Origin of the sequence: Kitasatospora sp. NPDC089509 (assembly GCF_044749365.1) — a bacterium.
Classification (GTDB): domain Bacteria; phylum Actinomycetota; class Actinomycetes; order Streptomycetales; family Streptomycetaceae; genus Kitasatospora.
This window is the reverse complement of the sequence record NZ_JBIVHS010000016.1, coordinates 176,136-199,388: the sequence shown is the minus strand read 5'-3', so window position 1 is coordinate 199,388 and position 23,253 is coordinate 176,136. Positions and strand designations below refer to the sequence as shown.

Annotated in this window: 18 protein-coding genes and 1 pseudogene; 8 read left to right on the top strand and 11 right to left on the bottom strand. The window is 73.9% G+C overall.

Going from position 1 to position 23,253, the window contains the following annotated elements:
- Positions 1–168: 168 nt before the first annotated feature.
- Both ACIP4P_RS29280 and ACIP4P_RS29275 read left to right on the top strand, forming a co-directional pair.
- Positions 169–2,970, top strand: a complete 2,802-nt coding sequence (locus ACIP4P_RS29280; RefSeq protein ID WP_400923496.1) for a ricin-type beta-trefoil lectin domain protein — start codon at positions 169–171, stop codon at positions 2,968–2,970.
- Between the two features lie 146 nt (positions 2,971–3,116).
- Entirely contained in the window at positions 3,117–5,243 is a 2,127-nt protein-coding gene (locus ACIP4P_RS29275) for a hypothetical protein (RefSeq protein ID WP_400923494.1), read from the top strand.
- A gap of 34 nt (positions 5,244–5,277) precedes the next feature.
- Here the strand turns inward: ACIP4P_RS29275 and ACIP4P_RS29270 are convergent, their stop codons facing one another.
- Together ACIP4P_RS29270 and ACIP4P_RS29265 are read right to left on the bottom strand one after the other, a co-directional pair.
- Positions 5,278–7,056, bottom strand: coding sequence for a gamma-glutamyltransferase family protein (locus ACIP4P_RS29270; protein WP_400923492.1), 1,779 nt, complete (start codon positions 7,054–7,056; stop codon positions 5,278–5,280).
- An 83-nt stretch (positions 7,057–7,139) separates the two neighbouring features.
- Positions 7,140–7,979, bottom strand: a complete 840-nt coding sequence (locus ACIP4P_RS29265; RefSeq protein ID WP_400923508.1) for a helix-turn-helix transcriptional regulator — start codon at positions 7,977–7,979, stop codon at positions 7,140–7,142.
- Positions 7,980–8,091: 112 nt separating this feature from the next.
- On the opposite strand from ACIP4P_RS29265, the gene ACIP4P_RS29260 reads away from it, so the two are divergent.
- Positions 8,092–8,799, top strand: coding sequence for an SDR family NAD(P)-dependent oxidoreductase (locus tag ACIP4P_RS29260; protein WP_400923490.1), 708 nt, complete (start codon positions 8,092–8,094; stop codon positions 8,797–8,799).
- Between the two features lie 21 nt (positions 8,800–8,820).
- Here the strand turns inward: ACIP4P_RS29260 and ACIP4P_RS29255 are convergent, their stop codons facing one another.
- A complete protein-coding gene (locus ACIP4P_RS29255) occupies positions 8,821–10,023 on the bottom strand; it encodes an FAD-dependent oxidoreductase (protein ID WP_400923488.1) in 1,203 nt (400 codons plus the stop codon).
- Between the two features lie 260 nt (positions 10,024–10,283).
- On the opposite strand from ACIP4P_RS29255, the gene ACIP4P_RS29250 reads away from it, so the two are divergent.
- Positions 10,284–11,342, top strand: coding sequence for an NAD-dependent epimerase/dehydratase family protein (locus tag ACIP4P_RS29250; RefSeq protein ID WP_400923486.1), 1,059 nt, complete (start codon positions 10,284–10,286; stop codon positions 11,340–11,342).
- Positions 11,343–11,443: 101 nt separating this feature from the next.
- Here ACIP4P_RS29250 and ACIP4P_RS29245 read toward each other — a convergent pair whose 3' ends face one another.
- Both ACIP4P_RS29245 and ACIP4P_RS29240 read right to left on the bottom strand, forming a co-directional pair.
- Positions 11,444–12,592 carry a sensor histidine kinase gene (locus tag ACIP4P_RS29245; RefSeq protein WP_400923483.1) on the bottom strand — a complete coding sequence of 383 codons (1,149 nt, stop codon included), beginning with the start codon at positions 12,590–12,592 and terminating at the stop codon, positions 11,444–11,446.
- Positions 12,589–13,374 (bottom strand): response regulator transcription factor, encoded by a 786-nt coding sequence (locus ACIP4P_RS29240; RefSeq protein WP_400923481.1) that lies wholly within the window; start codon positions 13,372–13,374, stop codon positions 12,589–12,591. The genes ACIP4P_RS29245 and ACIP4P_RS29240 overlap by 4 nt, the downstream gene beginning before the upstream one ends.
- A 205-nt stretch (positions 13,375–13,579) precedes the next feature.
- Between ACIP4P_RS29240 and ACIP4P_RS29235 the strand changes: the two are divergent.
- The 3 genes and pseudogenes from ACIP4P_RS29235 to ACIP4P_RS29225 form a co-directional block, all read left to right on the top strand.
- Positions 13,580–14,260 (top strand): annotated as a pseudogene (locus ACIP4P_RS29235) (glycosyltransferase family 2 protein); the annotation flags it as partial.
- A gap of 132 nt (positions 14,261–14,392) precedes the next feature.
- Positions 14,393–14,920, top strand: a complete 528-nt coding sequence (locus ACIP4P_RS29230; protein ID WP_400923506.1) for a DUF2064 domain-containing protein — start codon at positions 14,393–14,395, stop codon at positions 14,918–14,920.
- Positions 14,917–15,570 carry a methyltransferase domain-containing protein gene (locus ACIP4P_RS29225; protein WP_400923479.1) on the top strand — a complete coding sequence of 218 codons (654 nt, stop codon included), beginning with the start codon at positions 14,917–14,919 and terminating at the stop codon, positions 15,568–15,570. The genes ACIP4P_RS29230 and ACIP4P_RS29225 overlap by 4 nt, the downstream gene beginning before the upstream one ends.
- A 3-nt stretch (positions 15,571–15,573) precedes the next feature.
- On the opposite strand, the gene ACIP4P_RS29220 is transcribed toward ACIP4P_RS29225, so the two are convergent.
- From ACIP4P_RS29220 to ACIP4P_RS29195, 6 genes are all read right to left on the bottom strand, one after another.
- Positions 15,574–16,209 (bottom strand): cytochrome b/b6 domain-containing protein, encoded by a 636-nt coding sequence (locus ACIP4P_RS29220; RefSeq protein ID WP_400923477.1) that lies wholly within the window; start codon positions 16,207–16,209, stop codon positions 15,574–15,576.
- Positions 16,193–16,906: a molybdopterin-dependent oxidoreductase gene (locus ACIP4P_RS29215; protein WP_400923475.1), complete on the bottom strand. Its 714-nt coding sequence runs from the start codon at positions 16,904–16,906 to the stop codon at positions 16,193–16,195. Before ACIP4P_RS29215 ends, ACIP4P_RS29220 begins: the two co-directional genes overlap by 17 nt.
- 65 nt (positions 16,907–16,971) lie before the next feature.
- On the bottom strand, positions 16,972–18,357 hold the full coding sequence (locus tag ACIP4P_RS29210; RefSeq protein ID WP_400923473.1) for a hypothetical protein: 1,386 nt from the start codon (positions 18,355–18,357) through the stop codon (positions 16,972–16,974).
- Positions 18,350–19,201 (bottom strand): S-methyl-5'-thioadenosine phosphorylase, encoded by an 852-nt coding sequence (locus ACIP4P_RS29205; RefSeq protein ID WP_400923471.1) that lies wholly within the window; start codon positions 19,199–19,201, stop codon positions 18,350–18,352. Before ACIP4P_RS29205 ends, ACIP4P_RS29210 begins: the two co-directional genes overlap by 8 nt.
- A gap of 78 nt (positions 19,202–19,279) precedes the next feature.
- Positions 19,280–19,774 (bottom strand): hypothetical protein, encoded by a 495-nt coding sequence (locus ACIP4P_RS29200; RefSeq protein ID WP_400923469.1) that lies wholly within the window; start codon positions 19,772–19,774, stop codon positions 19,280–19,282.
- Positions 19,774–21,075, bottom strand: coding sequence for a molybdopterin-dependent oxidoreductase (locus ACIP4P_RS29195; protein ID WP_400923467.1), 1,302 nt, complete (start codon positions 21,073–21,075; stop codon positions 19,774–19,776). The genes ACIP4P_RS29200 and ACIP4P_RS29195 overlap by 1 nt, the downstream gene beginning before the upstream one ends.
- A 388-nt stretch (positions 21,076–21,463) precedes the next feature.
- On the opposite strand from ACIP4P_RS29195, the gene ACIP4P_RS29190 reads away from it, so the two are divergent.
- Positions 21,464–23,059: a hypothetical protein gene (locus ACIP4P_RS29190; protein ID WP_400923465.1), complete on the top strand. Its 1,596-nt coding sequence runs from the start codon at positions 21,464–21,466 to the stop codon at positions 23,057–23,059.
- Positions 23,060–23,253: the final 194 nt, after the last annotated feature.

Genomic DNA, 23,253 nt, shown 5'->3' with positions numbered 1-23,253 from the left:
GGTCGCCGATGCTCCGCATGGACTCCCTCCTCCGCCTTGCGATGCACGCACCCCGACGCCGCGCGCTGATCCGACGCGAATTGTCAGACACGCCCTAGACCCCCTCCCCCGGCGCTGCGGGCGGCCCGCCCGCAGCGCCCCTTCCCCCTCGGAGAGGAACTCCCCCACATGTCATGGTCCTTGAGCAGACGCCCCAGGCGGCGCCCCAGCACCCGCCGGGGCCTGCCCCTGCTCACCGCCGCCCTGCTCACGGTCGGCTTCGCGACCGCCCAGACGGCCGTCGCCGCCCCACCGGCCCCCGCCTCCGGCGCGTCCGGCAACTGGGTCACCTGGGACGGCAGCAAGCTGTCGTACGCCGCGGACGCCCAGGGCAACCGAGTGCCCGACTACTCCTTCGCGGGCTACGCCGGCGGCGGCGTGCCGCTGCCGCAGGTCGCCACCAAGGTCACCGTGCCGCCGCCGAGCGGCGGGGACGACACGGCGGCCGTCCAGAGCGCGATCGACCAGGCCGGCGCCCTCCCGCTGGACGCCGACGGCTTCCGCGGTGCCGTCCAACTCTCGGCCGGTCAGTACCAGTTGGCGGGAACCCTGAGCATGGGCGTGAGCGGGGTGGTGCTGCGCGGCGCCACCGCCGACTCGGCCGACACCAGCCTGGTCGCGACCGGCGCGACCTCCCGCACGCTGATCCAGCTGGGCAGCACCAGCGCCAACTACACCGTGGTCGGCAGCGCCCAGAACGTCACCGACTCCTACGTCCCGGTCGGCGGCACCGTCCTCACCCTCGCCGACGCCGGCGGCTTCGCGGTCGGCGACCAGGTGGTGGTGGAGCGCCCGACCACCCAGGCCTGGATCGACGCGATGGGGATGACCTCCTACTGGAGCCCCAACTGGAGCCTGCGCAGCGAGCGGACCGTCAAGGCCGTCAACGGCAACCAGATCACCATCGACGCCCCGCTGACCACCGCACTTGAGTCCCAGTACACCCAGGCGACCGTCTACCACTACACCTACCCGCGGATCAACCACGTCGGCATCGAGAACCTCAGCGCCGACGGCCAGGCGATGACCGCCGACCCCGACTACGCGACGGACTTCTACAACTCCAGCCTCTCCGAGGTGAACGCGGTCGAGGACGGCTGGATCACCAACGTCTTCACCCACCACTTCGGCCAGAACGGCGTCACCGGCCTCAACTCCCAGAGCCGGCGGATCTCCGTGGTGCACACCGGCGCGCTGGACATGGTGGTCAACACCGCCACCTCGGCCCGCTCCGACGGCTACACCCTCCAGGGCCAGGAGAACCTGATCCAGGACTGCCGGTTGAGCGGCACCAAGGTGCACGCCTTCGAGACCGAGGCCCGGCAGTCCGGGCCGAACGTGTACTCCAACTGCACCGCCACCTCGACCCAGACCTCCTTCGACTCCGGCGGCCACCAGCGCTGGGGCGGCGGCACCCTGTACGACGACGTGAGCATCGCGGGCGGCTCGCTCAACATGCTCAACTACGGCAGCCAGGGCACCGGCCACGGCTGGGGCGACGGCAACAGCACCGCGTGGAACTGCAACGTCGGCAGCTACACGATCATGAGCCCGCCGACCGCGCACAACTGGGCGATCGGCTGCACCGGCACGCTGGGCAGCGGCAGCACCGGTGAGATCCAGAACCCGGGCGCCAACGTGCTGCCGCAGAGCCTCTACAACGAGCAGCTCGCCGAACGCCTCGGCTCCACCCCGCCGCCGCCCACCGACGACTTCTCGCTCTCCGTCGCGCCCACCTCCGGCTCCACCGCCCCCGGCCAGTCCGCGACGGCGACCGTCGGCACGGCGGTGACCGGCGGCTCGGCGCAGCAGGTCACCCTGTCCGCGAGCGGCCTGCCGGCCGGCGCCACGGCCTCGTTCAGCCCGGCCACCGTCACGGCCGGCGGCTCCGCGACCCTCACCCTCACCACCGGCGCCACCACCCCGGCCGGCAGCTACCCGGTCACCGTCACCGGCACCGCCCCCTCCGGCAGCCACACCGCCTCCTACACCCTCACCGTCACCGGCTCGGGCGGCACCTGCACAGCGGCCCAGCTGCTCGGCAACCCCGGCTTCGAGAACGGCGCGACCACCGCCCCCTGGACCACCACCTCCACCCTCAACCTCAACCCGATCACGGCCGCCACCACCGCCCAGCCCGCCCACTCCGGCAGCTGGATCGCCTGGTTCGACGGCAACGGCAGCGCCGACACCGACACCATCGCGCAGACCGTCGCCATCCCGGCCGGCTGCACCGGGACGCTCAGCTTCTGGCAGCACGTCGACACCACCGAGAACACCACCACGGCGACCCCGGACACCTTCACCGTCCAGCTGCTCGACTCCGCCGGGACGGTGCTGACCACCCTCGCGACCTACTCCAACCTGGACGCCACCAGCGGGTACGTCCAACGTTCCCTGGACGTCTCGGCCTACGCCGGCCAGACCGTGACCCTCAAGTTCAGCGGCACCGAGACCGACGCCAACGGCGGTACCACGAACTTCGTCATCGACGACACCGCCCTGACCGTCCCCGCCACCGGCTCCACCACCCCGCCGCCCGCCACCGGCTCCGCGTACGTCAGCGCCGCCTCCGGCCGCTGCCTGGGCGACGCCGGCGCGAGCGTCACCGCCGGGACCACCGAGGTGATCTGGGACTGCACCCACAGCGCCGACCAGACCTGGGTCTACGACGCCACCGCCAAGACCCTGAAGAGCAACGGCATGTGCCTGGACGCCTTCGGCAAGGGCACCACCGCCGGCACCGCCGCCGACCTCTACACCTGCAACGGGCAGGCCAACCAGCAGTTCGCCGTGAACGCCGACGGCACCGTCACGGCGGTCGCCTCCGGGCTGTGCCTGGACGTGGTCGGCAACAAGACCGCCAACGGCACCGCACTCGACCTGTGGACCTGCAACGGCCGGCCGAACCAGAAGTGGACCACCGCCTGACCACCGCCCCCGGGGCCGGCCGCACGCGGTCGGCCCCACCCATGTCCCGACCTCGCCGGAGTGTCCACACCGTCGCCGCCGAGCCGTCAGTGATCGTTCAACCGCGAACCCTACGCTCCGGTAACCACCGATCATCTTGGAGAGCCATGAGCCGCCGGACCACCCGCAGGCCCCTTCGTCGCACCGCCGTCGCCGCGGCGGCGGCCGCCCTGGCGCTGAGCCCCCTCGCCCAGGGCACCGCCCTGGCCGACACTCCCGTGCGCACCGGCCTGGACAGCCACATCTCGGACAACCCGTACTCCCCGGCGCAGTTGACCGCCCAGCTGACCGCCTCGGTGGCCGCGGCGATCAAGAACCAGCAGGCGAACGGCAGCTTCGAGATCCCCGGACGGACCAAAGACGTCGGCGACAACTCGCTCGGGGTGACCTCGCTGCTCGCCTACCAGTGGTCCAGCACCGGGCAGAGCGACGCCAGCCTGGTCGGCCCGGTCCGGCGCAGCGTGGACTACTACCTGAACAACCGGGTGTACACCACCGACAACACCGGCTCCGGCAGCTGCGTCACCGTGAAGAACAGCGGCGACCCGTACGCGATCTACGGCCTGGGCTCCGACAACTCGCCGACCGGCGACTGGCCGACCACCGTCTGGGCGCTGCTGCACGCCGTCAACACCCTGCAGTACGGCCAGGGCCTGCTGACCGCCGACCAGTACGACCGGCTGCTCACCCTCGCCCAGGGCTACTGGAAGTGGCTGACCGTCGACACGAAGTTCAACTGCCAGCAGGCGCAGAACCAGGCGATCGGCACCGTCGACGGCGGCCTGCTGCTGGCCAACCTGCTGGACCGCGCGGGCAACTCCGCCGCCGCCTCCACCGTCCGTGCCAAGGCGATGGACCTCTACACCAACACCATCCGACCGGCCCGGGGCAGCGACCGCGGCTACCACTTCTTCCAGGAGCACAACTCCGGCTTCGACCAGAACTACGGCGCCATCGCGCTCTCCTTCGTCACCGAGGCCTACTTCGCCAGCGGCAACCCGGTCTTCCTCCAGGACGGCGAGGAGCACGCCCGCTACCTCGACCTGCGGATGTCCACCGACGGCTTCGACTACGGCGGCCCGCGCCACAACGAGGCGCGGGACAACTCGGCCGACGCGCTGGGCCTGCGCTTCTACAGCAACGACCTGCACGACGACCTCGGCCGCTACCTCACCATCGGCGGCAAGGCGTTCACCCCGACGGCGAGCGGCGTGCCGATCGGCCACTTCGCCTTCGACACCGTCTGGCTGCTCGCCCACCCCTCCACCTTCGCCACCGCCGCGCAGAGCCCGGTCAACTCCCCCTACAAGCTGCGCCAGGGCGCGACCAGCATCGTCTTCGACCCCAACCTCAGCCCCTACCTGGTCAGTTCGGGGCAGAGCCAGGTACTCGGCGCGGTCGACGACGGCCAGACCCACGGCATCGGCCCGTCCTACACCGACTCCACCGGCGCCACCTACCTGTTCACCCCGGTGGCCGGCCAGGCCACCTCCACCGAGCTCAACCCGGCCGGCTACTCGCTCAAGCTGGTCACCCAGCCGAGCACCGACGGCAACGGCGCCACCCTCACCACCCGCACCGCCTACCTCTCCGACGGCAGGAACCTCTACCTGGTCTCGGCCGGCGACGCCGGGACGGTCGGCAACGACGGCCAGTTCGGCTACCTGTTCGGCCTGCCGTACCTCACCACCCAGTCCGGCACCGCGGCCACCCAGCAGAAGATCCTCGGGGTCAGCTCCTCGGACGGCCAGAGCCTGTCCTTCGGCGCCGACGGCTCCTCGCTGACCACGGCGGGCACGGTCGGCGCGGGCGGCCTGCAGCTGGCCGGCCCGGCCGGCGTCACCGTCTCCAACCCGACCGTTCCCTCCGGCGGCGACCCGATGGACTACTTCAACAGCTCCGCGAGCCTGCGGATGCCCCTGGAGCAGTACAGCCTGGCGCGCGACCCGGGCAAGGACACCGACCGCGGCTGGAACACCACCCAGCGCACCAACCTGCTCCAGGCCCCCGCCCCGGCCGCCCAGCCCGGCCAGAACCTGGTCACCACCTCCGGCTGCTACGGCCCGACCGGCGGTTGCCCGGCCGCCCTCACGGCCAACACGGTGACCACCGACGCCTTCGCCTTCGGCCTCCTCGACGCGGGCCAGCAGCTGCTGGGCGTCCAGGTGTCCGCGCCGACGCTGGTGTTCATCAACCGCACCACCGGCGAGACCGTCCGCCAGCCGCTCTCCTGACGTCCACCGCGACGCCGTCGGCGGGCGGGCCACCTCACCGGCCGACGGCGTAGCCCTGCATCCCGCGCGGATTGGCGCCCGCCGACAGCACACCCGTCTCGGGATCGCGGGCGACCGCACACAGCCGCCCCTCCGACCAGGGCCCGCCGACGGTGACCTGGTGCCCGCGCCGGCGCAGCCGCTCGACGGTCCCCGGGTCGAACCGGGACTCCACGAACAGGCTTCCGGGCCGGCTGCGGCGGGGGTGGAAGGAGCTGGGGAAGCCCTCGGTGTGCCAGTTGGGCGCGTCGATGGCGCCCTGGAGGTCGAGCCCGCCGCGCACGAGCGGGCGCAGCGCGGCGGCGAGGAAGAAGTGCAGGCTCCACTGGTCCTGCTGGTCGCCGCCGGGGGTGCCGAAGGCCAGCACCGGTCGGTCGCCGCGCAGGGCGAGCGAGGGCGACAGGGTGGTGCGGGGCCGGCGGCCGGGGGTGAGGGTGCTCGGCAGGCCCGGGGTGAGCGTGGCCATCTGCAACCGGGTGCCGAGCGGGAAGCCGAGGCCGGGGACGACCGGGTTGGACTGCAGCCAGCCGCCGCTCGGGGTGGCGGAGACCAGGTTGCCCCAGCGGTCCACCACGTCCAGGTGGCAGGTGTCGCCCCGGGTGGCACCGTCGCTGCCGACGGTCGGCTCACCGGCCCCGGGCGCGTCCGCCAGGTCCTCCCCGTGCAGCACGTACTCCGCGAGGCGGGGTTCCCGTCCCTCCGGGCTGCCGGGCCTGAGGTCGTACGAGGCCTGGTCCCCGATCAGGCCGCGCCGGGCGTCGTTGTACGACGGCGACAGCAGCGCCCCGATCGGCACCTCGGCCGCGTCGCCGTACCAGGCCTCGCGGTCGGCCATCGCGAGCTTGGTGCCCTCGACCAGGGTGTGCACGTACTCGGCCTCGTCGAGCGACCCCAAGTCCTCCGGCAGCAGGGCGAGTTGCTGGAGGAACACCGGCCCCTGGCTCCACGCCCCCGGCTTGGCGACCGTCCACCCGTTCCAGCTGTACGTCACCGGACCCTCGTAGTGCGCGCTGTACCCCGCCAGGTCGTCCCCGGTCAGGGTCCCCGCGTGGCGCTCGCCCGAGCTGTCCATCGCGGGCCGGGCGGCGAAGGCGGCGAGTGCCTCGGCGATGAAGCCCTCCCGCCAGATCCGCCGGGCGGCGTCGATCTGCGCCTCGCGCCCGCTCCCGGCGGCTTCCGCCTCGCGGAGCAGCCGCCGCCAGGTCGCGGCGAGCGCCGGGTTGGTCAGCAGTGCGCCGGGCTGCGGCGCCCGCCCACCGGGCAGGTAGAGCTCCGCCGAGCTGGTCCACTCCTTCTCGAACAGCTCCCGCACCGTCTCGACGGTGGACCCGACCTGCCCGACCGCCGGGTGTCCGTACTCGGCGTAGCCGATGGCGAAGCGCAGCACCTCGGCGAGGCTCCGGGTGCCGTGGTCGCGCAGCAGCAGGAGCCAGGCGTCGAAGGCCCCTGGCACGGCGGCGGCCAGCGGTCCCGTCCCGGGGACGAGCGAGAGCCCGAGCGCACGGTAGTGCCCGACGCTCGCCCCGGCCGGGGCCGGGCCCTGCCCGCAGAGCACCCGCACCGGCCCGTCCACCGGCGCCAGGATGATCGGCACCTCCCCCGCGGGCCCGTTCAGATGCGGCTCGACCACCTGAAGGGTGAACCCGGCGGCCACCGCCGCGTCGAAGGCGTTCCCGCCGGCCTCCAGCACCGCCATCCCGGCCGCCGACGCCAACCAGTGCGTCGACGACACCATCCCGAAGGTCCCCTGCAACGTCGGTCGGGTCGTGAACATCGCCATCCCCTCCGTGCCCGTACGGCTGGTAGGAATCCTGACCCGCCACCGCCCGTCTTGTCACCACCGCCCCGCCGGCCGCGTCACCCGGTGAGCGTCTGGGTGCCCAGCACGGTGAGCAGCGCGAGCCGCTCGGCGGCCTCGGTGCCGGGCTCGGCCGTGTAGACCATGATCCGCAGGTCGCTGCCCGCCACGGTGAGCACGTCGCAGTCCAGCGTCAGCGGGCCGACCCGAGGATGGTCGATGATCTTGTGCGCGGCCTCGTGCCGCCCGACCGTCCCGGAGTCCCACAGCTCGGCGAACCGTCCGCTGCCCGCGTACAGCTCCCCGACCAGCCGCCGCAGGCGCGGGTCGGCCGGGTACCGGTCGGCGGCCGCGCGCAGGTCGGCGACCAGGGCGGCCTCGAAGGCGCGCCGGGACTCCGGCGTGTGCCGGGCCCGGCTGCCGGGGCCGAGGAAATGCCGCCACACACCGTTGCGTTCGCTGCCCCGCCACCCGCTCGGATCGCCCATCAGCGCCGCGTACGGCGGGTTGGCGGTCAGCAGGGTCCAGGTGGCGTCGTAGACCGCCACCGGTGTCCCGGCCAGCCGGTCCAGCAGCCGCTGGACGCTCGGGCCGAGGTGGGTGGGCACCGTCTCCGGGCCCGGCGGCGCCAGTCCGGCCAGCCGGAACAGGCGGTCGCGCTCGTCGTCCGACAGCCGTAGCGCCCGGGACAGGGCACCGACCACCTGGGCCGAGGGGTTGGCGGCGCGCCCCTGTTCGAGCCGGGTGACGTAGTCGGCGGAGATGCCCGCCAGCAGCGCCAGCTCCTCCCGGCGCAGCCCCGCGGCCCGCCGGTGCCCACCGCTCGGCAGCCCGGCGGCCTCCGGTGCGCACCGGTCCCGCCAGCGCCGCACCGCCCGTCCGAACTCCGCGTCCGCCATTCCTGCCATGCCCGCCAGTCTGCCCTCCGTGCGGGCCGGTCTGCCTGGTACCGCTGGTCCCAGGACCATGGGACGGCTGGCTGCCCGCGCCGCCCCGGCGAATGCTGGGGGCATGACGACAACACTGATCACCGGAGCCAACAAGGGCCTGGGCTTCGAGACCGCCCGCCGACTCCTCGCCGCCGGCCACACCGTCTACCTCGGCTGCCGGGACGCCGAGCGCGGCCGCCGGGCCGCCGAGGAGCTCGGCGCCCGGATGGTCCTGCTCGACGTCACCGACGACGCCTCGGTGGCCGCGGCGGCCCGGGCGGTCGAGGCCGACGGCGGGCTGGACGTCCTGGTCAACAACGCCGGCATCGAGGCCCGGGGCGAGGACAACGCGGTGGTCGGCCCCGCCGAGGTGACCGGGGAGCTGATGCGGCGGGTCTTCGACACCAACGTCTTCGGCCCGGTCCGCGTGCTGCACGCCTTCCTCCCCCTGCTGCTGCGCTCCGCTGCCCCGGTCGTGGTCAACGTCAGCAGCGGCCTGGCCTCGCTGACCCGGGTCAGCGAGCCCGGCACCCCGACCCACGCCTACCCGGGGGTCGCCTACCCGGCCTCGAAGACCGCGGTCAACATGATCACCGTGCAGTACGCCAAGGCCTTCCCGGCCCTGCGGATCAACGCCGTGGAGCCCGGCTTCACCGCGACCGACCTGAACGGCAACACCGGCGTCCAGTCCGTGACCCAGGGCGCCGAGATCATCGTCCGGATGGCCCAGCTGGGCCCGGACGGCCCCACCGGCGGCTACTTCGACATCCACGGCCGCCTCCCCTGGTAGGGCCGGTCCGGGCCCGGATCGCTACTCCTCGGCGTCGGGCAGCCGGTCCTGGCCGACCAGGCGGTGTCCGCGTTCCGCCGACTCCCGGACGGCGGCGAAGCCGTAGCCGCGCATCTCCTCCTCGTAGGCACGCAGTGCGGCGGTGAGCGGGCGGCCCCCGGCGGCCTCGGTCAGCCGGGCGGTGAGCACCCGGGCGTCGCGCAGGGCGGTGTTGGCGCCGACGCCGAGGGTCGGGCTCATGGTGTGGACGGCGTCGCCGAGGAGGGTGACCGGGCCGGTCGGCCAGGCGGGGACGGGGACGCTGCTGCGGACCGTGACCGGGAAGACCGAGGCCGGGTCCTGGCGGGCGACCAGCTCGGCGAGCGCCGGGTGCCAGCCGTCCAGCAGCGAGAGCGTCAGCGCCTGCCGGCCGGCCCCGTCCAGTCCGAACAACTGCTCGTCGGTGCACGGCAGTTGCTCCCGGCGGGCACCGAACACGCAGGCCAGGTAGGCGGTGTCCGGGCTGAGCGGGATCCCGGGCGCCAGCCGGGCGGCCGCCTCCTGCTGGGGTTCGCGGTAGCGCACCGGGGCGAGCCCGAGGAAGCGGCGCTGCGGGCCGAGGACGGTGGTCCACAGGCCCAGCAGTTCCGCCGGGAGCAGCTGTTCGGCGTCGGCCAGCGGCACCTTGCCGTACAGCAGCCGCAGTCCGGCGTCGACCACCCGGGCCCCGGGCAGGTGCTGCCGCCGGGTCACCGAGTTGACCCCGTCGGCGCCGACCAGGACGTCCCCCTCGGCGCTGCTACCGTCCGCGAAGTACGCGGTGACCGAACGGCCGCTCTCGTAGCGGGTGAGGGCGCTGCCGTAGTGCACGGCCCCGTCCAGCCCGGCGAGCAGGATCTGCCGCAGCGTCCGGCGGTTGACCGCGAGGCGCCCGCCGCCGGGCAGGTCGGCGGCGGGCGGCTGCTCCTGGGCGTGCAGCAGGCCGAGCCGGTGGTCGTAGGCGGCCGTCCGACCGCCGGGGGTGCCGGCGGTGGCGGCGAACAGCTCGAAGGCCGGGGGCGTCAGGACCGCCCGGAGCGCGGTGATGCCGTTGGAGTCGATCCGGATGCGGTAGCCCTGGTCGCGGAACTCGGGGCCCGGGTCCTTCTCGTGGACGGAGAATCCGATCCCCGCCCGGCGGAGCCCTTGCGCGAGGGCCAGGCCGCCCAGGCCGCCCCCGGCGATGATGACATGAAGATCCGACACAGCCGTGTCCCTTCTCGATCGTGAAAACGAGGAAGGGACGCACCGGTTGTGCCGCGACGGGCACTGTACGAGCGGCGGACCGCCGTCCGGACTACCTACCGGACCGTGGCTTTCGTACGTCCACCGGCACGGTAGCACAACCCCCGTGCTGCGGAGGCCCGTTGCGCCGCGACCGCCTCCGGGGCCGGAGTCTTACCGAAGCGTGACACGACGCCCGGAGCGGCCGTCCGGGCCGGGGTCGGGCGGTAACGTCGCCGGTCATGAGGATTCTGGTCACCGGCGGCGCCGGGTTCATCGGTTCGGAAGTCGTACGGACGCTGGTGGCGGCGGGCCACCGGGTGCGGGTGCTGGACGCGCTGCTGCCCGCCGTCCACCCGTCCGGGGTGATGCCCGGGCTGCCGGGCGGGGTGGAGGCGCAGCGGGGCGACGTGCGGGACGCGGCGGCCGTCGAGCGGGCGCTCGCGGGGGTGGACGCGGTCTGCCACCAGGCGGCGATGGTCGGCCTGGGACTGGATCTCGACGACGCGCCGGACTACGCGGGCTGCAACGACTTCGGCACGGCGGTGCTGCTCGCCGCGATGGCGCGCGCGGGCGTGCGGGACCTGGTGCTCGCCGGGTCGATGGTGGTGTACGGCGAGGGCCGCTACCGCTGCCCGCTGCACGGGGAGGTCTCCCCCGGGCCCCGGCGCCCGGAGGACCTGGCGGCCGGGCGGTTCGAGCCGCCGTGCCCCCGCTGCGGGGCGGAGCTGGCGCCCGGGCTGGTCGCGGAGGACGCCCCGGCCGACCCGCGCAACGTGTACGCGGCCACCAAGCTGGCCCAGGAGCACCTGGCCTCCGCCTGGGCCCGAGCCTGCGGGGGCCGGGTGCTGACGCTGCGCTACCACAACGTCTACGGGCCGGGCATGCCGCGCGACACCCCGTACGCCGGGGTCGCCTCGCTGTTCCGTTCGGCGCTGGCCCGGGGAGAGGCGCCCCGGGTGTTCGAGGACGGCGGGCAGCGGCGGGACTTCGTCCACGTCCGGGACGTGGCGGCGGCCAACCTGGCCGCGCTCGGCGTGCTCGGCGGCCGGCTCCCGGGCAGCGTCCGGGCGTACAACGTGGGCAGCGGCGAGGTCCGCACCATCGGCGAGCTGGCCGCCGCGCTCGCCGCCGCCCACGGCGGGCCGGCGCCGGTGGTGACCGGGGAGTACCGGCTCGGCGACGTCCGGCACATCACTGCGGACTCCGCCCGGCTGCGCGCGGAGCTCGGGTGGCGGCCCCGGGTGGCCTTCGCCGACGGGATGGCGGAGTTCGCGGCGGCGGCGCCCCAGCCGGTGTGAACCACGGCGTCTGAGCCGCGGAATCCGGGCCCCGGCGGCCGTCGCACCCCGGCGACGGCCGCAAGGCGCGGGCGGCGACCGTCAGGCGCGGGCGACGGCCGTCAGGCGCGGGCGGCGGGCAGCACGATCTCGAAGCAGCAGCCCCCGGCGATGTTGCGCACCCGGGCCTGCCCGGCGTGGGCCTCGACGATGCCCCGGACGATGGCGAGCCCCAGACCGGCGCCGCCCTCGCCCCGCTCCCGGGCCCCGCCCGGGTCGGCCGGGCGCGGGGTGCGGGCGCTGCTGCCGCGCCACCCCGTCTCGAACACCCGCGTCAGGTCCTGCTCCGGGATGCCGCCGCAGCCGTCGGCGACCGAGAGCACCACGGCGTCCTCCTCCCGGCGGGCCGAGACGGCCACCACGCCGTCCTCCGGGGTCGAGCGGATCGCGTTGACCAGCAGGTTGCCGAGCACCCGGGTGATCTCCCCGGCGTCCACCTCGACCGGCTCGGCGGCGACCTGCCGCCCCTCCAGCCGGACGCCGCGCTGGCGGGCCAGCGGGTGGGCCCCGGCGAGCGCGTCGTCGACCAGGTCGTAGACGGACACCCGGGACAGCGACAGCGAGAGCGCGCCCGCCTGGATCCGGGACAGCTCGAACAGGTCGTCCACCATGCCGGTGAGCCGCTCGACCTCGGTCCGCATCCGGTGCAGGTACTGCTCCGGATGTTCGGCCACGCCGTCCTCCAGCGCCTCCGCCATCGCCCGCAGCCCCGCCAGCGGGGTGCGCAGGTCGTGCGAGATCCAGGCGATCAACTCCCGGCGGGAGGTGTCCAGCGCCTGGGCGCGGGCCCGGGACTCGGCCAACCGGGCGCTGGTGGCGGCGAGTTCGGCGCTGAGCTGGGCCAGCTCCAGGCCGAGCGGATGCTCCGGTGCGGAGAACCCAGTGTCGCTGCCGACGGTCCGGGCGGCCTCGGTCAGCGCCCTGCTGCCGGACACCACCTGGCGGCCGAGCAGGGCGGCGATGGCGAGCGAGACCACCGACGCCATGCCGAGCACGGTGATCACCACCCCGAGGTCGTGCCGGGACAGGAACATCGCCTGGGCGACGACGAAGGTCCCGGAGGTGACCGCGAGCACGGTGACGGCGGCGACGCAGAACAGCGAGAGCGCGAGCGAGCGCCGCCGCACCAGCCGGACGGCCGCCCAGCCGAGCAGACCGGCGCCGCCCGCGCCGAGCGCGGCGTACAGGGCGATCAGCAGCAGGTCCTTCACGCCGCCCCACCCTCCTCCGCCACGGGGTCCGCCGCCGGGTCGAGCCGGTAGCCGACGCCCCAGACGGTGGTGATCAGCACCGGCGCGGCCGGGTCGTGCTCGACCTTCTCGCGCAGCCGCCGGATGTGGACGGTGACGGTGGACAGGTCACCGAAGTCCCAGCCCCAGACCCGTTCCATCAGCTCCTGCCGGGAGAACACCGTCCGCGGCTGCCGCAGCAGGAACGCCAGCAGATCGAACTCCCGTATGGTCAGCAGCAGTTGACGACCGGCGCGGTGGACCGTCCGGGCCTGCGGGTCCAACGTGATGTCGCCGCAGACCACCGGCCCACCGGAGGACCGGGCGGCACCGGCACCGGCCCCGGCACCGGCTGCCCGGGAGCGGCGCAGCACCGACTGCACCCGCAGCACCAGCTCCCGGGGACTGAACGGCTTGGTGACGTAGTCGTCCGCGCCCAGCTCCAGGCCGAGGATGCGGTCGCTCTCGTCGCCCTTGGCGGTGAGCAGTACCACCGGCAGGTCGGCGCCGTCCTCGTCGGAGCGCAGTCGGCGCAGCACCTCCAGGCCGTCGATCCCGGGCAGCATCAGGTCCAGGACCAGCAGGTCCGGGCGCCGGGCACGGGCCAGTGCGAGGCCCTGCGGGCCGTCGTCGGCCAGCTCGACGTGGTGGCCGGCCCGGGTGAGGTAACCGGCCACCACCTCGGACACGGTGGGGTCGTCGTCGACCACCAGGACGCGGCCGGGCGAGGGCGGTCCGGCGGCGCTGCTGCGGCTGTCGTTCACCTCGCCGAGGATACGGGCCGCCGGGCGCCGCGCAGCGGCCCGCCGGGACCGACGTCCGCATTCCGTAAGAACCGGCTGGGGAGCCCGCCGAAGACCCCCGGGGGCCTCCGAAGGTCCCCCGAACGGGCCCCGCCGGTCGGGCGTAGCACTTCCGTAAGGGCGCGGTTCGGCTCCACCGGGACCACCCGCGGTTAGCGTGACCGGCGTGACTCCTCCCCTCCTCCCCTCCCCGGTCGTCGACGTGGTGCTGCCCTGTCTCGACGAGGCCGCGGCCCTGCCCTGGGTGCTCGACCGGATCCCGCCCGGCTGGCGGGCGATCGTCGTGGACAACGGCTCCCGGGACGGCTCGGCCGACCTCGCCCGCTCGCTCGGCGCGACCGTGGTCGAGGAGCCCCGGCGCGGCTTCGGCGCCGCCTGCCACGCCGGGCTGCGCGCCGCCACCGCCGACCTGGTCTGCTTCCTGGACTGCGACGGCTCGCTCGACCCCGCCCAACTCCCCCGGGTGGCCGACCCGGTGCTGGCCGGCACGGCCGACCTGGTGCTCGGCCGTCGCCGCCCGGCCACCGCCGGGGCCTGGCCGCCGCACGCCCGGCTCGCCAACGCCGTGCTGGCCCGCCGGTTGCGCTCGCGCACCGGCGCCCCGCTGCACGACCTCGGCCCGATGCGGGCCGCCCGCCGGGAACGGCTGCTGGCGCTCGGCCTGGGCGACCGCCGCTCCGGCTACCCGCTGGAGATGGTGCTCGCCGCCTCGGCCGCCGGGCTGCGGATCGCCGAGACCCCGGTCGACTACCTGCCGCGCGCGGGCCGCTCCAAGGTCACCGGCACGGTGCGCGGCACCCGCCAGGCGGTGCGCGACATGCGAGCGGTACTGGCCGCGCCGCCGCCCACCCTGCTGGTGATCGCCAAGTCCCCCGTCCCCGGCCGGGTGAAGACCCGGCTCACCCCGGTGCTCTCCCCCGCCCAGGCGGCGGACCTCGCCGAGGCCGCGCTCGCCGACACCCTGCACACCCTGGCCACGATGCCGGCCGGCCGCCGCCTGCTGGTCCTGGACGGCGCGCCGGGCCGCTGGCTGCCGCCGGGCTGGGAGGTCGTCCCGCAGTGCGGCGGCGGCCTGGACCGGCGGCTGGCCGACGCCTTCGCCCACGCCGCCCGGCTGGCCCCGGCGGCGCCCGCACTGCTGGTCGGCATGGACACCCCGCAGCTGGACGCCGCCACCCTGGCCGAGCCGCTGTCCGCCGCCCGGCGGCCGGGCACCGACGCCTGGTACGGCCCGGCGGCCGACGGCGGCTTCTGGGCGCTGGGCCTGGCCCGGCCGACCCCGCAGCTGGCCGCCCGGCTGCTGCACGACGTGCCGATGTCCACCCCGGACACCGGCGCGGCCCTCCTGCGACGGCTGGCGGAGGCCGGACTCGACGTCCACCGGCTGCCGGAGCTGCGGGACGTGGACACCGTCGACGACGCCCGAAAGGTCGCCGCCGAGGCCCCCGGCAGCCGCTTCGCCGCCCGGCTCCACTCGCTCGACACCGCTCCCGAGGTGGCCAGTTGACGGTCGCCGCGCCCTGGGTGGACGACCCCTTCGCCGAAGCCGTCCGGACCGGCCGCGGCCCGCTGTGGCTGCGCCGCGAGGACGGCCGGCGGCTGCACCTGGACATCGAACGCTGGTGCGCGCCCGCCGACGGCGCCGACCACAGCCTGCTCCTGCGCTGCGCCGGCCTGGCCGCCCCCGTCCTCGACCTCGGCTGCGGCCCCGGCCGCCTGGTGGCCGCACTGCTCGCCCTCGGCGTGCCGGCCCTCGGCGTGGACGTCACCGGCGCCGCGGTGGACCGCACCCTCGGCCTCGGCGGCCCGGCGCTCTGCCGCTCCGTCTTCGACCGCCTGCCCGCCGAGGGCCGCTGGGGCGCCGCACTGCTCGCCGACGGCAACCTCGGCATCGGCGGCGACCCGGACGCGCTGCTCCGCCGGGCCCGCCAACTCATCGCCCCGGACGGGCTGTTGCTGGTCGAGGTGGACCCGGAGGAGGTGGACGAACGCACCGTCGTCCGGGTGGAGGGGCCGGACGGCCGGCTCGGCCCGGCCTTCCCCTGGGCCCGCCTCGGCGTGCTCGCCACCCTGCGGCGGGCCCGCGCGGCGGGCCTGGTGGAGGCGGAGCGCTGGACCTCGTACGGGCGGCGCTTCCTCGCGCTGCGCCAGGGGTGAGGGCTACCGCGCCTGATCCACCGGCTGCGGCTCCTCGGCCTCGTCCGCCAGCCACCCGGGGTGTTCGCGCTCCGCCCAGCCCCGCTCGACCAGGCCGGTGCGCATGCCGAGCCGCGACTCGCGGTCCCGCCAGGCCATCCGGACGTGCCCGGCGACCACGACGGCGATGGCCGCGGCCAGCCAGTCGTGCACGAAGGTCGCGCCGGTGCGCCAGGCCGGCGGGGTCAGGTGGGTCAGCCACATCAGCAACCCGGTGCCGACGATCACCAGGATCGAGCCCAACGTCCATTGGGCGTACAGCTTCTGGCCCGCGTTGAACTTGCCGGCCGGGCGGTGCGCGGCCCGGCTGCGGACGGCCCGCAGCCAATGCCAGTCCGCCGGGGTGAACCGGCTCAGCCGGGAGAGGTCCGCGCGCACCGCCCGGGAGAGCAGGCCGAGCAGCAGCGGCACCGGCAGCGCCAGCCCGCACCACACGTGGACGGTGACCACCAGCGGCCGGTTGCCGACCAGTTGGGCGAGCGGCGCGAGGTAGAGGCAGGCCGCAGTGGCCAGGCAGACGCCCATCAGCGCGGCGGTGGTGCGGTGCATCCAGCGCTCGGTCCGGGTGAACCTCCGGACCAGGTCAGCTCGTCGGTGCATCGGCCCGCCCGTTCGAACGGCCGACCCAGGCGTCGACGTCATACCCGTTGTCCTCCCAGTACCCCGGCTGGACCGCGTCGGTGACGGTGATGCCGGAGAGCCACTTCGCCGACTTGTAGAAGTACATCGGCGCGACGTACAGCCGCACCGGTCCGCCGTGCTCGTGGCTGATCGGCTTGTCCTGGAGGCGCAGCGCGACCAGCACGTCGTCGCGCCGCGCCTGCTCCAGGGTGAGGCTCTCGCTGTACGCGCCGTCGAAGCAGTCGAAGCGCACCGCCTTGGCGCCCGGCCGCACCCCGGCGGCGTCGAGCAGGTGGGCCAGCGGCACGCCTTCGAAGGGGGTGTCCGGCACCCGCCAGCCGGTGACGCACTGCACGTCCTTGACCAGCCGCCGCTGCGGCATGGCCTGGAGGTCGGCCAGCCGGTGGGTCGCGGGGCGGTCCACCAGTCCGCCGACGGTGAGGGTGTAGTCGTCGGCGTTCCGTTCGGGAACGGAGGTCACCACCGAGTAGTACCGGAACCCGTTGTTGCCGGGCAGCAGGCCGCTGAGGCCGCTCGGGTCCCGCTGGGCCAGGTTGGACTCGACCCGCTGCAGGTAGGGGCCGGCGGCCACGCCCGCCGCGCCCAGTCCGAGCAGCCCCAGCACGACCCGGCGGCCCACCGGGGTGCCGCCCGGGGGTTCCACTTCTTTCGACACGCGTTTCGTCACGTGCCGATTCGAGCAGGTCGGACCGGGTCGGGGCCAGTGCCGGGGGCGTACCGTCAGGCTTTCGTCATCTCCGGCGACGCCTCCGGTGCCGCCGCCCCGCGCACCGGTTCACCGCCGAGCAGCCCGCGCAGCGCCGACACCACCAGCACGACGGCCAGCGCCGCCCCGTACGCGGCCCGCTGGACCTCCTCCCCGCCCTCCAGGTACAGCACCTGCCCGGCCGCCGGGACGGCCAGCCACTCCCAGCGCCCGTCCAGCCCGACCAGCGCCACCACCAGCAGCCCGTACCAGGGGTAGCTGGGCGCCACCACCAGCAGTGCGCTGCCGGTCACCAGCAGCGCCCCCCGCCAGGGCCGGGCCGGGTCGCCGCGCCGCAGCACCCACAGCGCCACCGCCCCCAGCACCAGGGCCGCCGCCCACGGCGCCAGGCTGTCGGGCAGCAGCGCCCGCAGCAGGCCGAAGCGTTCCAGGTGCCCCTGTTCGTACCCCTCCTCCTTCAGGTAGCCGGGCAGGAACCCGAGGACGCCGACGCCGGAGGCCGCGACGTACGGGAGGTACACCGCCACGAAGGTGCCGAGGGCGGCGGCGAGCAGCAGCAGGTCGTGCTTGGTCGGGCGCCGGGCCAGCAGCCCGGAGACCGCCCCGGGCAGGGCGAGGGCGGGCAGCAGCTTGGTGGCGACCGCCGCACCGAGCAGGACGCCACCGGCACCGGCCCGGCGGCGGGCCGCGCAGCCCAGCCCGGCCACCATCAGCAGCGCCCCGAGGGTGTCCACATGGGCGTCGTTGACGGCCCAGATCGTCAGGCCCGGGAACCAGCCCCACAGTGCGGCCCGCCGTCGGCGCCCGCCGACGGCCAGCAGGACGCCGGTGGTGGCCACCGCCAGCAGGGCGCCGCCGACCTGCACGCCGCGCACTCCCCCGCCGAAGGGGTGCTCGGCCAGGAACCAGGCCTCCGCGACGGGCGGGTAGATGGTGTGCACATCGGACCGGTTGATCAGGATGCAGTCCCCGGCCGCCGTCCGGTGGTGGTCCCAGCCGGTGCAGTCGCCCCCGGCCGGGAACAGGCCCGGGTCGCGCAGCCGCCGCAGCGCCGGGTCGTCCGGAGTGTGGGCGTACGGGGAGATCCCGGCCGCCTGGACCCGCCCGTCCCAGACGTACCGGTAGGCGTCGTCGCTGGTGCGCGGGGGTGCCAGCAGCCCGACCCCGGCGACCAGCAGGCTGCCGGCCAGCATCAGCGGGACCACCTGGCGGTCGGGCACCCGGCGGAGCAGCAGCAGCGCGAGCGCGAAGAGCACCGCGTCGAGGAGGTACCAGTCGCTCAGCCGGTCCCGGTCCCCGAGGGTGCCGCCGACGGTCACGGTCAGGGCGAGGAGCGTCGTGAGGGCGGCCAGGGCGAGGACGCAGGGCAGGGTCCGGGTGAGGGTGGGCCGGTCAGTCACCCGGGACACCCGGCAGGCCGGTCGTCAGGCCGTCCAGGGCGTGCGGGCAGGCGCACTCCCGCTCGACGGGCAGCGCCTCCAGCGCCTTGAACAGCACGGCGCGCAGCCGGTCGACGTTGCGGGCGAAGACCTCCAGCACCTCGGTGTGGGTCACCCCGTCGCCGTGCTCGACTCCGGCGTCGTGGTCGGTGACCAGCGCCAACGAGCTGTAGCAGAGCCCGAGTTCGCGGGCGAGGACGGCCTCCGGGTGTCCGGTCATGCCGACCACGGACCAGCCGTTGGCGGTGAACCAGCGGGACTCGGCGCGGGTGGAGAAGCGCGGGCCCTCGATGACCACCAGCGTGCCGCCGTCCACCGGCTCCCAGGCCGCACTGCGCGCCGCCGCCAGCAGCGTCCCGCGCCCGGCCGGGCAGTACGGGTCGGCCATCGCCACGTGCACCACCCCGGGGATGGTGCCGTCCGGCAGCGGCTGCCCGTCGTAGTAGGTCTGCACCCGGCCCGAGGTGCGGTCCACGAACTGGTCCGGCACCAGCAGCGTCCCGGGCCCGTACTCGGGCCGCAACCCGCCCACCGCGCACGGCGCGAGGACCTGCCGCACGCCGAGGGAGTGCAGCGCCCACAGGTTGGCGCGGTAGTCGATCCGGTGCGGCGGCAGCTTGTGCCCGCGCCCGTGCCGAGGCAGGAAGGCCACCCGGCGGCCGGCCACCTCCCCCACGAAGACCGCGTCACTGGGCGGGCCGTAGGGGGTGCCGACCCGCACCTCCTCCACCTCGTCCAGCAAGGCGTACAGCCCGGAACCGCCGATCACACCCAGTTCGGCCCGGGGGTTTTCCTGACGCTTCATCATGTCCACCGTCTCTCATCAGGGGAACCGCCCGACCACTGTAGGAGCGGGCCGGCGGGGATCCGTCCAGGTGGCGCCTTACGAATCGCGAACGTCGCGCCCGCGCCGAGGTGGGCGGGCGCGCCGGATCCGGATCGCCAGGACGACGGCGGACAGACCGAAGAGCACCCCGGTGATGGCGAGCCACCGCCCGAGGTAGACCCCTTCCGAGAGCCCGGTCGCCCCGGTGTACGGCACCGACAGATCGAGGATCAGCGGGAACCAGACGAGCAGCAGCAGGCCGGACAGGAACACCGGCACCCGTAGGTGGTTGATCCAGCCGACGCCCGCGGTCCGCGCGGGCGCCCGGCGGCGCAGCACCGACCGGGCCGAGAGGTCGGCGATCGAGTACAGCGGGAGCAGCACCAGGTCGTGGGCGACGGCCGCGCCGACGAACCAGATCGCCACCGCGAGCGGCCGGTCGACGACCAACCGTTGGACGGCGTAGCCGGTGAGGGCGAGCGAGGCGAGCAGTGCGAGCAGGTGCAGCGGGCCCGCGCCGTACCAGCGGGAGATACCCGTCCGTCCATCCATCATCGGCTCCGGAAGGTCAGTCGGCGGACCCACTTGGTGTTGTTCACACCGGGGTTGGCGGGGACGATGATCCGGGCCGGGTAGCCGTGGTCCAACGCGAGGTCGACCCCGTTGACGTGCAGGGCGAGCAGCGAGAGCGGGTCGCGGACCTGGTTGCCGCGTAGCACCACGGAGGAGTACGGGCCGGGCGGCTGCACCGAGTCCACCAGGACGTCCGCCGCGTCGGGCACCCCGGCCAAGGCGGCGAGGTCGGCGAGCCGCAGTCCGCTCCAGTGCTGGTCCTCGGTGGACCAGCCCTCCACGCAGGCGATCGGCAGCAGGGCCGGCCACTGCGGCATCGCCAGCAGCTGCTCCCGGGTGAACACCTGCACCGGCCCGGCGCCGTGCAGTTCCAGCCGCCAGTCCGGGCCGACCATGGCCGGCGAAACGCCCACCGACGCCGCCGTCTTGTTCACCTGGAAGCCGTTCGGGCCGTTCGCCGGAGGGCGGTTGTGCGGTGCCAGCAGCGCGGTGCGGCGCAGCCGTCCGCCGATGCTCTGCCCTGCCGTGACCACCAGCAGGGCCAGCGACCCCGCGCCCACCAGGGCGAGCGCACCGCGCCGGGCGATCGTCGGCGCGGCCGGGGCCGTCGCCACCAGGCCGTCGGCATCCGGCGGTTCGGGCTTGGTCCCGGCCACGCCGGTGCGCAGCTCCCGCCAGAGCGGGCGCGAGCGCAGGGCGCGGACCAGCCGGCCGAACTTCAGCCCGACGTGGACGGCGAACGCGGCGATGAACACCCACGCGCCGTAGAAGTGCAGGGTGTAGAAGGACCCCGGGAAGACGTAGTACAGCTGGATGTTGAGGATCCCGGTCACGAACTCGAAGACGGCCCCGCCGACCAGCATCAGCAGCGACAGCCGCTCCAGCGCGTGGGCGGGGCTGCGCACCGGCGGCCACTCGAACAGTTTCGGGATCACCGACCACAGCTTGCCGAGCACCACCGGCACCAGCACGACGCCGAGCGTCACGTGCACGCCCTGGGTGAGCCGGTAGAGCCAGTACGGCCGGGTCGGCCAGTCGAACAGGTAGAAGCCCAACAGGCCCTTGTCCGGCGTCTGGTCGTTGAGCGGCCCGAGGTCGGGGTTGTAGGCGGCGTAGGACAGCGCCCCGGTGACGAACAGCACCGGGATCCCGACCAGCAGCACCAGCCCGAACACCGAGGTCAGCCACGGCCCCCGGATCGGACTGCGCCAGAACCCGGCCCGGAACGGCCCCGGCGGCGCGGGCAGCCGCCCCAGCCCGCCCGCCACCGCGGCCGGCACCCGGCCAGCCCTTCGGACGACCGAACGCAACCCGCCACGTTTCCGGGGCCGTTCACCCGCACGCTTCGCCGCCACCGCCGACCGCCTCCGCCCGCTCGGATACCCCTGCCGCACGCCGGGGGCTCTCCGCACCACCGCACCAGGCCAGTTGGCCGCGACTCGCGGGACAGCCAACCACCCGCCCCGAACCGCTCCCCCCGAAGCCACACGCGACCGCGCCCCACATCACCCGGACGGCTGCGTCGCGGGCGTACTCCGGTGGTCGACTTACCCGTTCGGGTGAACATCGCTTCGCACACATCCTGCTCCCCGGTCCGGTGTCCGAGATTCGTGGTGGACCAACACCCCGCCGAGCCCCGAAGGGCCCCTCGTGGCATCGAGCAAACCGATGGATATCAAGTTCGAGCCGGGACACGCCGCCCTGCCGTACAAGAACAGGGTCGAGTCCGGCACGGAGGAAAATCCTGGCACCATGGATCCACGAGACCCGGACGATTTGAACAGGAGGGCAAAGCCCGACGCCAAGATCAAGGTCGCCCTGACGAGGCACCACCTCTTCCCCGGCAGCAGGGCGATTCGATACTGGAACTATGCGGTCGACCACTACTACAAGGACGACCGGGAGCCACCGCCGAAATCTGTTTCCGAGTTCCTCGGGGAATTGCGCAAGCAAACCGGCATCCTACCCCTGAAGGGCATCGAGAGCCAACAGAAACTAGACGACTTCTTGGCCGAGCTCCAGAACAAGGAGTTCCACCACGACAGCAACACGAAAGGGGAATGCGCCACCCAGCTGGAAGAGTTCGGTCAGATCTTCTTCTGGTGCCCGGGGAACTTGGTGATCGGACCCAGCAAGGCGGGGCCGAAGAATCCGGCAGGGCGCGTGGACGACCCGGGCGAGGACCCGGAGGCGTTCTTGGTCGATGAACTGGAGGACCGCCGCGCCAAGAGCGCAGCCAGACGGCTCTTGGCACTCTCGGACCTCACAGCCCCAGGAGAGGGGGTGGACGAGGACAAGAACCCGACACTGGCGAATGACAAACTGCCTTACCTGCTGGAGTTCTATCAGACCTATCGCTACCTCTTCAGTCGCGCCAAATACCCCCAGGACGTGACGGATGCCGCCTGGAGCAGGATCCCCGAGAACTGGTACTACGTCACGAAGCCTACCGGTCCGGACTACATTCCAAGCAATGCCGACTACATCCGGAGCACCGCCAAGAAACCCCTGCGGCAAGCACGCAGCCGGGATACGCGGTGCCCTCCGAAGGAGAAGCTGGAGAAAGCACCCCGGACACGCGTGTTCCGCGCGACCACCGTACCGACATCGACGGCGAGCTCCCTTTCGATCTCCGTCAAGGGATCCACCGTCACGCTGACCCTGGACGACCCCTCTGCCGACGGCACCACGTTCCGACGCTACCGGGGCGGTGCCACGGGAATCAGCATGAGCAATCTCCTGAAGTGGGCCGAAGAGGAATGGCACGTCAAACCCGACATTCCACCGTTCATCCAGAGCCTGGCGCTCCACGACGCCTCCTTCGAAGTCGCAACGGACGACCCCTGGAAATCCTGGAAGATCGGCCTCGGCGTCACGCTGGACATCGCCGGGGTGAAGGCGGACGCCGTCGTGACCCTGGAGTGGGCCACCGGCGGTTCCGTAGCGGTGACGACGCACCTGGCGCTGCGGGACCACGCCTCCGCGGATTCCCCGATGCTCATCTTCTCCGGCGGCCTCACCAGGAACAAGACGAACGACACCTGGGAGCTGGGGGCCTCCCTGGCCACTGCGGAGCCGGTGGAACTGAGCACCCTCGCCCGCCGGTTGGGCATCCCGGATGGCGAGATCCCGGACATCGTGAAGGAGATCGCGCCGGCGATCACCGAGGCCGACCTCCGCTACACCCGGGGCCCGAAGGCACAGGACCTCGCCGTCACCGTCAAGACGGAGCACGGGGTGCTCGCTCTGGCCACCCTGAGCTGATCGCCCTCCGGGCCCGCAGCGGGGCCTGCGTCAACCCAACGCCGCCGTCGGCTCGTTCGAGCGAATCCGGCTCGAATCCCCCAGCTGATACGAATACGAACAAGTCTCACGTGGTCATGTGGGGGCGACAGTTCCAGGACTCGGAAGGACAGAACCGGTGATCCTCGCGAAGGGCCCGTCCGATCATGCTTCTC

Bases quoted from the DNA above. Each gene is read 5' to 3' on its own strand.
- ACIP4P_RS29280 (WP_400923496.1), top strand. From the start codon at position 169: ATGTCATGGTCCTTGAGCAGACGCCCCAGGCGGCGCCCCAGCACCCGC.
- ACIP4P_RS29275 (WP_400923494.1), top strand. From the start codon at position 3,117: ATGAGCCGCCGGACCACCCGCAGGCCCCTTCGTCGCACCGCCGTCGCC.
- ACIP4P_RS29270 (WP_400923492.1), bottom strand. From the start codon at position 7,056: ATGTTCACGACCCGACCGACGTTGCAGGGGACCTTCGGGATGGTGTCG.
- ACIP4P_RS29265 (WP_400923508.1), bottom strand. From the start codon at position 7,979: ATGGCGGACGCGGAGTTCGGACGGGCGGTGCGGCGCTGGCGGGACCGG.
- ACIP4P_RS29260 (WP_400923490.1), top strand. From the start codon at position 8,092: ATGACGACAACACTGATCACCGGAGCCAACAAGGGCCTGGGCTTCGAG.
- ACIP4P_RS29250 (WP_400923486.1), top strand. From the start codon at position 10,284: ATGAGGATTCTGGTCACCGGCGGCGCCGGGTTCATCGGTTCGGAAGTC.
- ACIP4P_RS29230 (WP_400923506.1), top strand. From the start codon at position 14,393: ATGCCGGCCGGCCGCCGCCTGCTGGTCCTGGACGGCGCGCCGGGCCGC.
- ACIP4P_RS29220 (WP_400923477.1), bottom strand. From the start codon at position 16,209: ATGCACCGACGAGCTGACCTGGTCCGGAGGTTCACCCGGACCGAGCGC.
- ACIP4P_RS29205 (WP_400923471.1), bottom strand. From the start codon at position 19,201: ATGAAGCGTCAGGAAAACCCCCGGGCCGAACTGGGTGTGATCGGCGGT.
- ACIP4P_RS29200 (WP_400923469.1), bottom strand. From the start codon at position 19,774: ATGGATGGACGGACGGGTATCTCCCGCTGGTACGGCGCGGGCCCGCTG.
- ACIP4P_RS29190 (WP_400923465.1), top strand. From the start codon at position 21,464: ATGGATATCAAGTTCGAGCCGGGACACGCCGCCCTGCCGTACAAGAAC.